Annotated in this window: 9 protein-coding genes; 8 read left to right on the forward strand and 1 reads right to left on the reverse strand. The window is 63.1% G+C overall.

Annotation, left to right across the window (positions count from 1 at the left end; genetic code table 11):
* The first annotated feature begins 466 nt into the window (after positions 1-466).
* From E2K99_RS04175 to dnaG, 8 genes are all read left to right on the forward strand, one after another.
* Positions 467-3,226 carry a PD-(D/E)XK nuclease family protein gene (locus E2K99_RS04175; RefSeq protein ID WP_134221434.1) on the forward strand — a complete coding sequence of 920 codons (2,760 nt, stop codon included), beginning with the start codon at positions 467-469 and terminating at the stop codon, positions 3,224-3,226.
* A complete protein-coding gene (locus tag E2K99_RS04180; protein WP_205703751.1) occupies positions 3,223-6,699 on the forward strand; it encodes a UvrD-helicase domain-containing protein in 3,477 nt (1,158 codons plus the stop codon). Before E2K99_RS04175 ends, E2K99_RS04180 begins: the two co-directional genes overlap by 4 nt.
* A 324-nt stretch (positions 6,700-7,023) precedes the next feature.
* Positions 7,024-8,232 (forward strand): cation:proton antiporter, encoded by a 1,209-nt coding sequence (locus E2K99_RS04185; RefSeq protein WP_034331088.1) that lies wholly within the window; start codon positions 7,024-7,026, stop codon positions 8,230-8,232.
* Complete coding sequence (locus E2K99_RS04190; RefSeq protein WP_039790074.1) at positions 8,229-9,458, forward strand: YbdK family carboxylate-amine ligase; 1,230 nt, start codon at positions 8,229-8,231, stop codon at positions 9,456-9,458. Before E2K99_RS04185 ends, E2K99_RS04190 begins: the two co-directional genes overlap by 4 nt.
* A gap of 260 nt (positions 9,459-9,718) precedes the next feature.
* Complete coding sequence (locus E2K99_RS04195) at positions 9,719-10,927, forward strand: BaiN/RdsA family NAD(P)/FAD-dependent oxidoreductase (RefSeq protein WP_134221436.1); 1,209 nt, start codon at positions 9,719-9,721, stop codon at positions 10,925-10,927.
* A gap of 212 nt (positions 10,928-11,139) precedes the next feature.
* A complete protein-coding gene (rpsU, locus tag E2K99_RS04200) occupies positions 11,140-11,352 on the forward strand; it encodes a 30S ribosomal protein S21 (protein ID WP_006462949.1) in 213 nt (70 codons plus the stop codon).
* A gap of 297 nt (positions 11,353-11,649) precedes the next feature.
* Positions 11,650-12,096 (forward strand): GatB/YqeY domain-containing protein, encoded by a 447-nt coding sequence (locus E2K99_RS04205; RefSeq protein WP_134221437.1) that lies wholly within the window; start codon positions 11,650-11,652, stop codon positions 12,094-12,096.
* Positions 12,097-12,136: 40 nt separating this feature from the next.
* Positions 12,137-13,933, forward strand: a complete 1,797-nt coding sequence (gene dnaG, locus E2K99_RS04210; RefSeq protein ID WP_039790070.1) for a DNA primase — start codon at positions 12,137-12,139, stop codon at positions 13,931-13,933.
* 490 nt (positions 13,934-14,423) lie between these two features.
* Here dnaG and E2K99_RS25795 read toward each other — a convergent pair whose 3' ends face one another.
* Positions 14,424-14,717: a hypothetical protein gene (locus E2K99_RS25795; RefSeq protein ID WP_227022640.1), complete on the reverse strand. Its 294-nt coding sequence runs from the start codon at positions 14,715-14,717 to the stop codon at positions 14,424-14,426.
* Between the last annotated feature and the right edge of the window lie 41 nt (positions 14,718-14,758).

The raw sequence follows: 14,758 nt of genomic DNA on the forward strand, positions 1-14,758 counted from the left end.
ATGAGGCAGTGGTGTAATTAGTCAATCAGCGCCGTGGACAAATACCATCAGGCCTGGCGTGAGCCATCAACGCTTCCGGAGTTGCTAGGTCTACGTGGAGTCGTTGCGCGCCGATTCAAGTTGTAATTGAAGCGCGGCAGAGGTAAGCGGCGGGGTACAGGGGCAATCATAACCCATTTTGAGGGAAAGTGTGGACGCTCGCTCCGTGGCCTGTTGTCACCCGTCCTCATCGCCCTCATTGCAGCGCTGCGCGAGCACCGGCGCGGCTTTGCCCGTTGCGCCCGCGAGGCCGGCAGGGGCCCGTCTGGCATACAATGCGCAGCATCGTCTGCTCCGGTGCGATTGAAAAAATCTGTCGGAGCAAGAGAAAAATACAATGGCTGCGCGGATCGCTGACGCTCTTGTGCCGCCCCGGCCATGTCCATACACGCTATCCTCACCAGCCCTCACTGACGCCAGAGAACGCATGCTGCTTGCCACCGTACCGATCCCGCCCACTCCCGATTTCTGGCAACAGGCCGTGCGCGCGCTGCTGCGCGAGGGTCAGCCGCTGGGGCAGGCGCTGCAGGCACAACAGGAAGGGGCGCTGGATTTCTCGGGCGTGCAATTGATGGTGCCGGCGTTTTCCCACGCCCAGAATTTCAAGGCGGCGCTGTCGCGCGAACTGCGCCGGCCCTACATCGCCCCGCGCATCAATACGCTGTCCGGCCTGCTGGCGATGCAGCCGCCGGGCGAGAGCGCGCCGCCCTCCGAGAGCGAGCGGCTCATGCAGCTCTATGCGCAATTGCGCGAACATGGCTGGCTCAAGAAAATGTTTTCCGCCCGCCGCAATGCCGACCTGCTGCCGCTGGCGCAGACGCTGCTGTCCCTGTCCGATGAGCTGACCCTGGCGCTGCTGCCCGAGATCCGCGCCAATGCGGATGATGAAGAGGCAGCGGCAGGCCGCTGGACCCAGGCCCTGGCGCAACTGCTGGAGCCGCTGGCTCCTTCGGCGCACGGCATGCTCTCAGACGAAGCCGCGCTGGTGTGGCAGGTGTGGAAGACGCAGCTCGATGCCCATGACCGCATCGTGCAACGTTTCGACGCGATGCTGGCACTGGCGGACCAGGCCAGCCTGCCGCTGGTGTGGGTCAGCCCGACCGAACCGGAACCGCTGGACGCGGCCTTCCTGTCTGCCTACGCCCAGCGCCAGCCGGTGCGCATCGTCACGCTGGACTGGAGCCGCGCGGTCATCGCACCGCTGCATCCGCTGTATCTCTCGGCCTGGGAAGAGCTGGTGCGCGACGATGATGGTCTGCCGATGGAAGCGGACCAGGCTGCGGTCTCCCCGTCGCATCCCATCGCGCTGCCGCGCCTGTGTCCGGCCGGCGACCTCGAAAACGCCGCCATCCAAAGCGCGCAGATCGTGCTGCGCTGGCTGCAGCAGGGCAAGACCGACATCGCCATCGTGGCCCAGGACCGCGTCACTGCACGCCGCCTGCGCGCCTTGCTGGAACGCGCCGAAGTGGCCGTGGCCGACGAGACCGGCTGGAAGCTCTCCACCACCCGCGCCGCCGCTGCGCTGGCCGCGTGGAATGACCTGGTCTCGGCCCGCGGTGAAACCAATGCGTTGCTCGACCTGCTGAAGTCGCCCTTCGTCTTCCCTGAGGATGCAGACCGCAGCGACCGCGTCATGCGCATCGAAGCCCGCCTGCGCCGTACCAACATCGCCGGCGACTGGCAGGCGCTGCAATCGGCCTTCGCCGAAGCGGGGCAGGCCGATGACCTGGCTTGCATCATCACGCTGGCCAAGCAGGCTGCGCGCTTCGGCGGCCGCAAGACGCTGGCGCAATGGTGCGAGACGCAGCGCGGCCTGTGCCAGGCGCTGGGCATGGAAGCTGCGCTGCACGCCGATGGCGCGGGCGAGCAATGCCTGCTGATGCTCGACGAGATCGCCGCCGAGCAGGGCGGGCTGAGCGATACCTTCAGCTTTGCGGAATGGCGCGCGCTGCTCAATTTGCGTCTGGATGCCACTTCCTTCATGCCGCCCATCAAGGACCGGCGGGTCGTGATGCTGCCCCTGAACGGCGCGCGCCTGCGGCGTTTCGAGGCGGTGCTGGTGATCGGTGCGGATGCCGCACACTTGCCTTCACCGCCGCAGGAAACCCTGTTCTTCTCCAATGCCGTACGGCGTGAACTGAACCTGGCCACGCGCGCCACCCGCCAGCGCCAGCAACTGCGCGACCTCATCGAATTGCTGTGCGTGAATCCGGACGTGGTGCTGTGCTGGCAGACCCATCAGGATGGTGAGCCCAATCCCGTGAGCCCGTGGATCCAGCGCCTTGAACTGAAGCTGGCGCAGCAGGGTGCCGCGCCACTGGAGCGCGTGACGCTGCCGCCGCCGATGAAATCACTGCGTGCGGTGCTCTCCACCATGCCGATGCCGAGCGCACCGGATCTCTTGCCAGCCTCGCTGTCGGCCAGCGGTTTCGGCAGTTTCCTGGCCTGCCCGTATCAGTTCTTTGCGCAACGCATGCTGCGCGTGGCGGTGATGGATGAACTCTCGGACATGCCCGAGAAGCGCGACTACGGCAGCTGGCTGCACGAAATTCTTTACCGCTATCATGCCCATCTGCGCGACAACGACACCCCGCTGCCAGCCCGCGCGTCCTTGCTGGCGCAGCTTTCCGAGGAAGTGTTCCAGCGCGAGATGCAGCGCCATCCGGCCGCGCTGGCCTTCCATGCGCGCTGGCAGAAGGTGATGCCGGCCTATCTGCTGTGGGCCAACGAGCGCGAAGCCGAGGGCTGGCAATTCGCGTTCGGCGAAGAGTCGCGGTCACACGCCCTGCAATGGCAGGATGGCGGCATCGAACTGTATGGTCGCCTTGACCGGGTCGACCGCAATGCCGAGGGCGAGCGCGCCGTGCTCGACTACAAGACCCGGACCGCCGCCAGCCTCAGGCAGAAGGTCAAGGAAGAGGATGACCACCAGTTGGCCTTCTATGGCCTGCTGGACGGTGGCGCAGTGGAACACGCGCACTACGTCGCCCTCGAACTGGGCCCTGACAAGAAAACCGGCGACGCCGCCGCCCCCGATTTCGCACGCCAACAGAAGATGCTCCAGCAACAGATCACTACCACCATGCAAGCCGTCGCCCACGGCGCGGCTTTACCGGCCAACGGCATCGAATCCGTCTGCCAGTATTGCGAGATGCGCGGCCTGTGCCGCAAGGGAGCCTGGCTGTGAGCGCCGCCGACAAGCAAGCGGCGGCCTATGAGGTCAATGGCGAGGCCGTCGACGCCGCCGTCTTCACGCGTGCCGCCTGCGATCCGCGCCATTCGGTGGTGGTCGAGGCCTGCGCCGGCAGCGGCAAGACCTGGCTGCTGGTGGCGCGCATGTTGCGTCTTCTGCTGGCCGGGGCACAGGCACCGGAACTGCTGGCCATCACCTTCACCCGCAAGGCCGCGCAGGAAATGCGCGAGCGCCTGCTCGAACTGCTGCACGAACTGGCTCTGGCCGACGATGCGCAGGCCACCACGCTGCTGCGCGAACGCGGTGTGGCCGAGCCCGACCTGCCCCGCTTGCTGCCGGTGGCGCGCGGACTGTACGAGCGCATCCTCTCCTCTGAACAGAGCTTGTCCATCGACACTTTTCACAGCTGGTTCGCGCGTTTGTTGCAGATTGCACCTTTGGCCTCTGGCGTGCCGCACGGCTATACCCTGACCGAAAAGAACGGCGAGCTGATCGATGAAGCCTACCGCCGCTTCATGCAGAAACTGCGTGAGCCCGAAGGCGCGCCCGTCAAGGCGGCACTGCTGGAACTCTATGAACTGGCGGGTGACTTCAATGCGCGGCAGTTGCTTGATGCCTTCATCGACAAGCGCGCCGAATGGTGGGCAGCCACGCAGGACGACGATGGCGAGGAGAGCGAAGAGACAGCCGACATGCCATCGCCCCTGCGCTGGCTGGAAGACCTGTGCGGCCCCGATGCGCAGCGCGATGCGCGCCTGTCGCTGTGGGACGATGCTGCACTGGTCGCGCGGGCCAGCCAGATCGCGATCCTGCTCGGTCAAGGAGGCAGCGCCAACAAGACGCGCGCGGTGGCCATCGAGTCGGCCTTGACGGCAGGTTCCACGCTGGAAAACTTCGACGCCCTCTACAGCCAGTTCTTCGATGACAAGGACAAGCCGCGCAAGAACGGCAAGGTCAAGTCGCTGCTGGCCGCACTGGTGCAGCACTTCGGCAGCAGCGAGGAAGCCGCGCTGACGGCCTTTGAAGAAGAGTTCAATGCCATCGGCAACGCACTGCGCAAGCTCCAGGGGCGCAGCAAGGAAAAGGCGGTCCTGCAACTCAACCGCGCCCTCTTCACCGCTGGCCGCACCTACCTGGCCTGCTATCAGGAGGTGAAATCCGAACAGCGCGTATTGGACTTCGCCGACCTCGAATGGCAGGCCTACCGCCTGCTGCGCAACGAGGCCAGCGCCGCCTATCTGCAGACCCGACTGGATGCGCGTTACAAGCACATCCTGCTCGACGAATTCCAGGACACCAACCCGCTGCAATGGTGCATCGTGCGCTGCTGGCTCGATGCCTATGGTGGTGATGCGGCCCAGCCCAGCGTCTTCGTGGTGGGCGATCCCAAGCAATCCATCTATCGCTTCCGCCGCGCCGAGCCGCGCGTGTTCGTGGCCGCGCGCGAGATGCTGCGCGTGCAGGGCGCCGCCATCCTGCGCGCCAACCAGACGCGCCGCAATGCCTCGGCCGTGGTCGATGTGCTGAATCGTTCATTCGTCATGGGCGGCAATCCGCTGTTCGCGCAGCAGACCACGCTGGGCCTTGCGGGGGGCGAGGTCTGGCGGCTGCCCCTGGCGCGGCAGGACGAGGATGCAGAAAACGTCATTTCGCCTGAAACCCCCGAAGAACCGGCTTCCCCCGAATCCACGAACAACGCTGAAGACATCATCCCCTGGCGCAACCCGCTGACCACGCCGCGCGGCGAGGAAGATGATGCGCGCCGCCTGCTGGAAGGGCAGGCTTTGGCGCAGGCTTTGCTCAAAGCTTATCGCGAAGTGCCGGTGGCCGATGGCAAGGCTACGCGCCCCATGCGCTGGGGCGACATCATGCTGCTGGTGCGCAAGCGCACGCACCTGGCGGCCTATGAGAGTGCCTTGCGCGCCGCAGGGATTCCCTTCATTTCCGACAAGCGCGGCGGCCTGCTCGAATCGCTGGAAATCGCCGACCTGATTGCGCTGCTGACTTTCCTCATCACGCCCAACGACACACGTGCGCTGGCCCACGTCCTCAAGAGCCCGATCATCGGCGCGGCCGATGATGACCTGGTGCAGATCGCGCGCCGTGTCGCGCAAGCCGAGGGCGGACACTGGTGGCAGCATCTGCAGGGCATGCAGGAGGAGGGCAGCGCTTCGGCCGCGCTGGTGCGTGCCGCGACCCTGCTGCAGCGCTGGCTGCAGGCCGCACCACACCTGCCGGTGCATGACCTGCTGGACATGATCCTGCATCAGGGCGAACTGGTGGCGCGCTATGCGCAGCATGCCTCGCCGCTCACGCGCAGCCAGACCCTGGGCAATATTGCGGCCTTCGTGGAGCTGTCGCTGAACATGGATGCCGGGCGCTATCCGAGCTTGCCCAAATTCATCGATGCCTTGCGCGTCCTGCAGCGCACTTCAGGTGGCGATGCGCCGGACGAGGCGAGCGTGGATGCCAGCGCCGATGCCGTGCGCATTCTCACCGTGCACAGCGCCAAGGGACTGGAAGCGCCGGTGGTGGCCATCCTCGATGCCAATCACAGCGATTCGGTGGAAGACAATCTCGGCATCCTCTGCGCCTGGCCGCAGGACCAGGATGCGCCCACGCACTTCTCGGCCTTTGGCCGGCGCAGCGAACGCGGCTGTGCGCGGGATGATCTGTTCGAGGAAGAAGAAAGCCTGAAGACCCAGGAAGACTGGAACCTGCTGTACGTCGCCGTCACGCGTGCCAAGCAGTTGCTGCTGGTCTCGGGCGTGGCCGGTAATCGCGGGGCGGGCGAGGGCGGGGTGGTGGATGGCAGCTGGTATCAGCGTCTCTTCGCCAGCGATGCGCCGGTGCGCGAGATCAGCGAGGAAGCGGTACACGGTGCCGATGTTGCCGCCATCGAGGAGCAATTCTCGCTGGCGCTGTTCGATCCCAAGCCGGTACCGATGTCGCTCTTCGGCGCAGCGCAGGAGGAGGAAGATGCGCTGCCCGAGGTCGATGCCGATGGCACGCTGGTCAGCACCGAAGCCATCGATGAAGGCGTAGCCCTGCACGCGCTGCTGGAGCGGCTCACGCACGGCAACGCATGGCCGTTGCACTTGCCATCGCCGCCTGCTCTGGTGCGCTGGCTGGGCATCTCTGCGGAGATGGCGCAGGTAGTGCATGCGCAGGCGCGCGTGGTGCTGGCACAGCCGGAACTGGAGCGCTTCTTCAATCCGTCGTTGCATCGCTGGGCGCGCAATGAAATGGAGATCGTCGCCCCGTCTGGCGTCATGCGGCTGGACCGCGTGGTCATGTTCGACGACGAAGTCTGGGTCATCGATTACAAGCGCCGTCTGCTCGACAGCGAGCGTGCCGATTACGCAGCGCAGCTGGCCCGCTATCGCAGTGCGCTCGTGTCAGTCTTTTCTGACAAACGAATCAGGTCTGCTCTGATTACCGCTGACGGCATCCTGACGGAGCATTGAGGCTCCCCTAACTACATTCATCTTCTCAATGCGCTTCGGATAACTTCCAGAAATTCAATAAATATCAAATCAGGAAATTCAGATTTCCGTTGTAGGTAAAAAAAAGATCATCGCGTAGAGCAAGAGTGATATCTTCTGTGCTCCGGTTTTTTTGATGAGAGATTTTTTCTTCAAAAATCTTCTTCGAAAAATCGGGCCCGATCTCGTCGGGCTGCTCGTGCCGCACATGCCCGGCATGTTGCTTACGCGATCCGCAACATGCATGTCATCGTCGAATGATAGTGTGCTGCTGCGGTTCAACACCACATCGTTACAGGAGGAGATATGGAGTGGGCTCTTCCGTCGTTCACCCTCGCACAGACGCTGCAATGGAATGCCCTGCTGGTATTCGGCGGCCTGCTGCTCTTCGGGCTGATCGCGGGCTACGTAGTTTCCAAGTCCCCATGGGTGCCTCGCATCACGGGTTATCTGCTGGTCGGTTTCCTCTTGGGTGCCGGCGGGTTCAATCTGCTTTCCGGTGAAGTCCTCAAGGTCACCAACATCTTTGCCGACATTGCCGTCGCGCTGGTGGTCTACCAGTTGGGACGCTACGTCGACATCGGCTGGCTGCGCCGCGAAAAATGGCTGATGATCACGGTGGCTGTCTCGGCCGTGCTGTGCTTCGGTTTCGTCAGCATCGCCCTGACCTGGTTCGGTACCGATTCGGTGATGGCGCTCCTGGGTGGCGTGATGGCCATTGCCACCGCACCGGCCGTGGTGCTGGTGGTGCTGCGCGACCTCAAGGCGGAAGGCCAGGTCACGCGCCGTCTGGCGGCCATGACCGCGCTCAACAACTTCGTGGCCGTGCTGGCCGCCTATGCGCTCTTGCCGGTGATCGCGCATGAGGCCGGTACGCCCGTCTGGACGCTGATCCAGCACACCCTGTATTCGCTGGTCGGCTCGGCCATCCTGGCCTATCTGACCTACTGGCTGATGATGCCGCTGGCGCGCCTGCTGGGCCGCGAGAACAGCTCGCAGTTCGTGCTGGTGATCTCGGTGATCGCACTGGCCATCGGCGTGGCGCATGCGCTGCATCTGCCGGTGATGCTGACCATGCTGATCTTCGCCATCCTCTCCAAGAACCTGGATCGCCAGTTCGACCTGATGGAGCTGGAGTTTGGTGTCGCCAATGAGTTGTTCGTGGTGATGCTCTTCGTCACCGTGGGCGCCTCGATGAAGCTGTCGGACTTGAGCCTGCTGGGCTTCTCGGTGCTGATCCTGATCGCGGCGCGCTTCCTGGCGATGGGCTTGGGCGTGTTCCTGTTTGCCCGCTTTGCCCGCATGAACTGGCGCCAGGCCGGCCTGCTCACGCTGGGCACCTTGCCCATGACCGAAGTCGGCGTGGGCCTGATGCAAACCGTTTCGTCGCTGTATCCGCACACCACGGCCAATGTCTTGCCGCTGCTGGCGGGCAGCATGGTGGTCCTGGAATTCCTGGGGCCGGTGGCAACCCAGTTTGCCCTGATCAAATCTGGAGAGAGTGGACGCGAATGAATACCGAGACACTGATCCGCAACGAACAAGAGTCCCCCGGTACCCAGGCCCACGTGGCCGGTCCGCAGGGCAGCGCCGGCATCCTGCCGTTCGGTTCCTCCACGCCCTTCACCATGGGCATCGAGCTGGAACTGCAACTGGTCAACCGCCGCAATTACAACCTGGCCAGCGATGCGGTCGATCTGCTGAACTGGATCGAGCCGCGTGACCTGCAAAAGCAGATCAAGCTGGAAATGACGCAGGGGATGATCGAGCTCAACTCCGGCATCCACACCCGCGTGGATGAACTGATCGAGGAATTGAAGGGCTTGCGCGGCGCCTTGAACCGTGGCGCGCAATACCTCAACATCGATGTCTCCGGCGGTGGCGCGCATCCCTTCCAGCACTGGAACGAGCAGCGCATCACGCCCAGCGAGCGCTTCCATTACCTGCACGAGAAATACGGTTACCTGGCCAAGACCTTTACCGTCTTCGGCCAGCACATCCACATCGGTGTGGAGAACGGCGATGATGCGCTGTATCTCACCCACGGCTTCTCGCGTTACGTGCCGCACTTCATCGCGCTGTCGGCGGCGTCGCCCTTCTACCAGGGCGCGGACACCAAGTTCGATTCCTCGCGCAGCAACGTGGTGCGGGCGTTCCCGCTGTCGGGCACGGCACCGGTGCATACCAAATGGGCCGAGTTCGAGACGTATTACGATGAACTGCACCAGATGGGCATCATCGCCAGCATGAAGGATTTCTATTGGGATATCCGTCCCAAGCCGGAGTACGGCACCGTGGAAATCCGCGTCTGCGATACGCCGCTGACCATCGAGCATGCGGCGCACCTGGGCGCGTATGCGCAACTGCTGGCGCGCTGGATCCTCACTGAGCGGCCGTTCGTGGTCGGCGATGATTTCTATCTGCTGTACCAGTTCAACCGTTTCGAGGCCAGCCGCTTCGGGCTCAACGGCCAGCTGGCCCTGCACGGCGCGACGCCTTCGCAATCGCGCAAGCTGCCCATCTATGAACACCTGCTGCAGCAATTGCAGTTGCTGGAACCCTATGTGGCCAACGAGGCCGAGCAGCAGACCATCACGCGCCTGCGCCGCATCGCGCATGATCGCTTGTCCGACGCCAGTTGGCTGCGCCAGATGTTTGCGCAGCGGGGCTCGCTCAATGACATGATGCGCTTGTCCTCGGAATTGTGGATGGGCGTGGAGCCGCCGCCGTATTTTCAGTAAACGATATAAATGATATAAATTTCTGGTTAGGATAAAGTTGCACCAAAGTTGAGGCACCTGGCATTTCGCGTGTTTGCAGAGCACGCGGGATGATGGGAGGAAGAAGGCGAAGGGCCGGTATCGCGAGATGCCGGCCCTTGGTCTTTGTGGCTTCCCGAGCGCGCGTTGTTTCCTGGCTCTTGTGTTTTCGGGGCGGGATCGCGGACAATCACGGCTTTGAAGCGGCCTCGGGCTGCACCGAGATGCGTGCCGGAGGAAGCATGAGCAAGAACAATCCCAATCAATTTGATGTCGCCATCATCGGCGCCGGTGCGGCCGGCATGATGTGCGCCGCCGTGGCCGGACAACGCGGACGGCGCGTGGTGCTCATCGACCATGCCGGCAAGCTGGCCGAGAAGATCCGCATCTCCGGCGGTGGCCGCTGCAATTTCACCAATGTGGGGGCGGGCCCGCAGCACTATCTCTCGCAGAATCCGCATTTCTGCCGCAGCGCCTTGTCGCGTTATACGCCGCAGGATTTCATCGGGCTGGTCAAGCGCCATCGCATCGGTTTCCATGAGAAGCACAAGGGGCAGCTCTTCTGCGATGACTCCGCCGAGGACATCATCGCCATGCTCAAGGCCGAGTGCGAGGCGGGCAACGTCAGCTGGCGCATGCCCTGCACGGTGCAGGAGGTCGGCAAGAGCGGTGAACAGTTCCGCATCGCTACCAGTGCCGGCGAGATCCAGGCCAGCAGTCTGGTGATTGCGACCGGCGGCTTGTCCATTCCCAAGATCGGGGCCACCGATTTTGCCTATCGCATCGCGCGCCAGTTCGACCTGAAGCTGGTGGAGACGCGTCCCGGCCTGGTGCCGCTGACCTTCGACGGCAAGGCCTGGCAGTCGCTCACCGAACTGGCCGGCATCGCGCTGGAGGTGTCGGTGGAGACCGGCGAGAAGAAGGAGCGCGGGCATTTCCTTGAAGACCTGCTGTTCACTCATCGCGGGCTGTCCGGGCCGGCCATCCTGCAGATTTCCAGTTTCTGGAGGCCGGGCACGCCGCTGCGGCTCAATCTCTTGCCGGAACTGGATGTGGCGCAGTTGCTGATCCACGGCAAGGGCACGCTGAAGAAGAATCTCGGCAATCTGCTGGGACAGTGGCTGCCCAACCGCCTGGCCGAAGGCTGGCTCAAGATCAATGGCTTCGATGCCAACGCGCGCATTGCCGACATGCCCGACAAGTCGCTCAAGAAGCTGGGTGACTCGCTCAATCATTGGGTGATCCTGCCCAGTGGCTCGGAAGGCTATCGCAAGGCCGAGGTCACGCTGGGCGGCGTCGATACGCGCGAGCTGTCGCAGCAGACCATGATGGCCAACAAGGTGCCGGGATTGCATTTCATCGGCGAAGCGACGGACGTGACCGGCTGGCTCGGCGGCTACAATTTCCAGTGGGCGTGGGCCTCAGGCGTGGCGGCGGGTTCCGCGGTGTGAGGGAGGCCTGGAAGGCAGGTGTTGGACTTTTTCCTTCATTTGCCCTTGACTTCAGGTGAAGGATCATCTTGACTGTGATAAGTGCCTGATTCTTATCCGTTTTTTACCACGGTGGTGGAAAAAATGCCACGTTTGGCCTTCCAATCGGGTGCCAGTGCTGCTACAATCGCTTTCTTTGCTAATCCAACCTAACCTTTCTGGTTTGAATTTACATGACCACTATTCGCGTTAAAGAGAACGAGCCGTTCGAAGTTGCAATGCGTCGCTTCAAGCGCACCATCGAGAAGACCGGTCTGCTGACCGAACTGCGCGCACGCGAGTTCTACGAAAAGCCGACCGCTGAGCGCAAGCGCAAGCTGGCTGCTGCCGTGAAGCGTCACTACAAGCGTATCCGCAGCCAACAGCTGCCGAAGAAGCTGTACTAAGAATTTCTCGCCGCGCACTCGTGCGGCCGATGTGTAAACCCGCTCCGGTGTTGGTCCGCAGCGGGTTTTCGCATTTATTCCCGATTTGTCGAGGTGTTTTCTCCGGCTGCCTGGCTGGCCTGGTTTTTCCTGTTGGCAGCCCCAAATAGGAAGGAAAGCACCAATTCGGGCTGGCGATAAGCCCATCCATGTTCTACGATGCCAAGACCGGGCCTTGCCTTGTTGCTGCCCGGAATACTGGATGCGGGATGGCGCCAGATCGCAGAATACTCATCCACCTCATCTTCGGAGTACCCCATGGGTTTGAAAGAGCAGATCACGGAAGACATGAAGGCCGCCATGCGCGCCAAGGATATGGGCAAGCTGGGCACCATCCGCCTCTTGACCGCCGCGATGAAGCAGAAGGAAGTCGATGAGCGCGTCGAACTGACCGACGCCCACGTGCTGGCCATCATCGACAAGATGGTCAAGCAGCGCAAGGATTCCATCTCCCAGTTCGAAGCCGGCGGCCGCCAGGACCTGGCTGACGTTGAAAAGGCCGAGCTGGCCGTGCTGGCCACCTACATGCCGGCCAGCCTGTCGGATGAGGAGATCAAGGCTGAAGTCCAGGCCGCCGTGGCTGCCACCGGTGCTGCCGGTCCCCAGGACATGGGCAAGGTGATGGGCGTGCTGAAGCCCAAGCTGGCCGGACGTGCCGACATGACAGCGGTGTCCGCCCTGGTCAAGGCCGCGCTGGCTTCGTAAGCAGCCCCTTCGCCTCGTTACCTAACGCCCCGCTGCCCAGGTGATTCCTCAGTCGTTCATCCAGGACCTGCTCAACCGCGTCGACATCGTCGACGTGGTCGGTCGCTATGTGCAACTGAAGAAGGGCGGCGCCAACTTCATGGGCCTGTGCCCCTTTCACAACGAGAAATCCCCCAGCTTCACCGTCAGCCCGACCAAGCAGTTCTATCACTGTTTCGGCTGCGGCGCGCATGGTACGGCGATCAGTTTCCTGATCGAGTATTCCGGCATGGGATTCGTGGAAGCGGTGAAGGATCTGGCCCAGAACGTGGGCATGGTGGTGCCCGAGCGCGAAGACAACATCCCCCTGGCACAGCGCCAGGAAAAGCAGGCCAAGAGCATGGCCCTGTCGGACGTGATGACGCGTGCCAACGATTTCTATCGTCATCAGTTGCGCAGTGCGCAGCCGGCGATTGCCTATCTCAAGGGACGCGGACTGACCGGAGAAGTCGCTGCCCGCTTTGGCCTGGGCTATTCGCCGGACGAATGGGACAGCCTGCGCCAGGTCTTCCCTGATTACGAGAACGAAGTGCTGGTCGAGTCCGGCCTCGTCATCGACAAGAGCGAAGAGGGTGGTGGCCATCGCAAGCGGTATGACCGCTTCCGTGGCCGGATCATGTTCCCCATCCGCAATACCAAGGGCCAGGTGATCGGCTTTGGTGGCCGGGTGATGGACGGTGGTGAACCGAAGTACCTGAACTCGCCCGAAACGCCGCTGTTCCAGAAGGGCAGCGAGCTGTATGGCCTGTTCGAGGCGCGCCAGGCGATCCGCGAGGCGGGTTATGTGCTGGTCACCGAAGGCTACATGGATGTGGTGGCGCTGGCCCAGCTGGGTTTCCCGCAGGCCGTGGCCACATTGGGAACGGCATGTACGCCCATCCACGTGCAAAAGCTGGTGCGCCAGACCGATGAAGTGATCTTCAGCTTCGACGGCGACAACGCCGGCCGCCGCGCCGCCCGCCGCGCGCTGGAGGCCTGTCTGCCGCATGCGTCGGACAACAAGACCATCAAGTTCCTGTTCCTGCCCAAGGAACACGACCCTGACAGTTACGTGCGCGAGATGGGCGCGCCGGCCTTTGAAGAGCAGATCCGCGAAGCCATGCCGCTGTCGCAGTTCCTGCTGAAGGAAATCATCGGCGAGAACGACTTGCGTACGCCCGAAGGCCGCGCTCATGCGCAGTTTGCTGCCAAGCCGCTGCTGCAGGCCTTGCCGGCATCCGGCCTGCGTTTGCAGATCGTGCGCAGCGTGGCCCAGGCCACGCAGACCACGCCGGCCGAGCTGGAAGTGCTGTTTGAGCTGGAAAAGCCGGTGGCGCGCGTACGCAGCGCCCCGCCGCGCACCAAGCGCACCGCCCCGGTCGGGCTGGAGCGCCAGATCATGCGGCTGCTGGTGGCACATCCGCAACTCTCGGCCGACCTCGATGCCGCCGCGCTGGAAGCCATCGCCCGCATCGCGCCGGATCAGGCTGAACTGCTGGCGCACCTGGTCGGTGTGGCCCAGGGCATGGGCGAACAGGCCAATTTCGCCGCGCTGGTGGAGCACCTGCGCGAGGGTGGCCCCGAGTTTGACTCGATGATCGCGGAAATCGCGGCCGAGTCGGAATCCGAATTTGATGTGGTGCGGGCCGAGATGGCCGGTGCCATCCGCCAGGCCAGGATCCGCGCGCTCGATGACGAGATGCAGATGCTGGTGGCCTCCAACCTGCGCACCGAGGAAGAGCGCAATCGCTATCGTGAGCTGATGCAGCGCAAGGAATGGCTCAAGCGCCAGACCGGCGGTGCGGTCGCGGCAGGTTGAGGGGCGGCTTTCCCGTGGAAGCGGGGAGGGGCTGAAAGAAGAATCGGCAGGGAGGGTCTTGCGTGATGTTCGCGTGACCCGATCTGAAGAGTGGGCAGGAGTAGGGAAGCAGGAATCGGCCTGGTGTGGAAAACGCGGTAAAGCACTGCAAATTGTCGTGTTTTACGCACCGGATCGCTGGTCGATGGCCGAATATCCCGGCTTGATCCCAGGGAAAAGAGCCCCATCTGTGCTATAATAGAGGGCTTTAGTTCCGCCGGATGGCTCTTGCATCCCCACCCTGCGGCGACATGCCTTCACCCCGGCGCATCGGGAGGAGGGACGGCAGACAGCGGTATCGCTGCCGGATTGCAAGCGGCATGACTGCCTGCTGCGCGCGATCGATGGCCCGCCGGTAAAAGGAACGTTGCGCGTGCAGCCGGAGTCTACCGGGCAACCGGTACCGGAGTTGCATCATTAGCATGACTTGATTGGCGCAATGAGTGAATTCTCAATTGGCAGTTGATTCTATGGCAAATGCAATGAAGAAACCCGCGAAAACTCCAGCAGCGTCGGCAAAGAGCAGCAAGACGGCAGCGGCGGTAAAATCGACCGCTGCGGCCAAGACCACCCAGGCGGTAGCCGCCAAATCGCCAGTCAAGGGGACGGCGAAGGCTGCTGTCACCGTAAAACCCACGGCCAAGACTGCAGCAGCAGCGACGCCGAAAAAGACGGCAGCCCAGACAACTGCCGCCAAGCCGGCCCGCGCCGCATCGCCCAAAGCGACTGCAACGCCAGCCAACAAGTTACCTCAAGCCGCCGAACAAGCGGTTTCTGTGAAAGCGA

Origin of the sequence: Herbaspirillum huttiense, from assembly GCF_004367745.1 — a bacterium.
Classification (GTDB): Bacteria; Pseudomonadota; Gammaproteobacteria; order Burkholderiales; family Burkholderiaceae_D; genus Herbaspirillum; species Herbaspirillum huttiense.